Genomic DNA, 382 nt, shown 5'->3' with positions numbered 1-382 from the left:
CAGGTTTGGGCATCACGCCCATCTATCCCACTCGATTCCCTACGGGAATCCCCAACGTCAGTTTTGCAACAAAGCCCATCAGTGCGGATCCTGGCAGGCTCGGCATCTACCCATCGACTGATGCGAAACCGTCGTCCGTTTGATTGAAAGGGCTCAGCCTGACCTGCCGATGTATCCGATCGAGCATCGCCAAATGAGTAATTTCCGAGGCTGGGGTTACACTTGGGGCGACGGTAGCGTCCACGGAAAATGGAAGAACCTTCCCAATGATGCGACCGACGATTCCCGAGCGCCATCTCGTCTCCCGGATCGGGTGGTTGCGAGCTGCGGTGCTCGGCGCCAATGATGGAATATTATCTACCGCGAGCTTGATCCTTGGCGT

1 pseudogene is annotated in these 382 nt (G+C 56.5%); it reads left to right on the top strand.

Annotated features, from left to right (window positions below):
• Positions 1-269: 269 nt before the first annotated feature.
• Positions 270-382: pseudogene (locus QN347_RS19550) on the top strand (VIT family protein); the annotation flags it as partial.

The sequence above is a fragment of the Sphingomonas sp. 10B4 genome (assembly GCF_035019905.1).
In the GTDB taxonomy this organism is placed as follows: domain Bacteria; phylum Pseudomonadota; class Alphaproteobacteria; order Sphingomonadales; family Sphingomonadaceae; genus Sphingomonas; species Sphingomonas glacialis.
The sequence above is the reverse complement of the archived record's forward strand: the minus strand, read 5'-3'. Positions and strand labels throughout refer to the sequence as shown.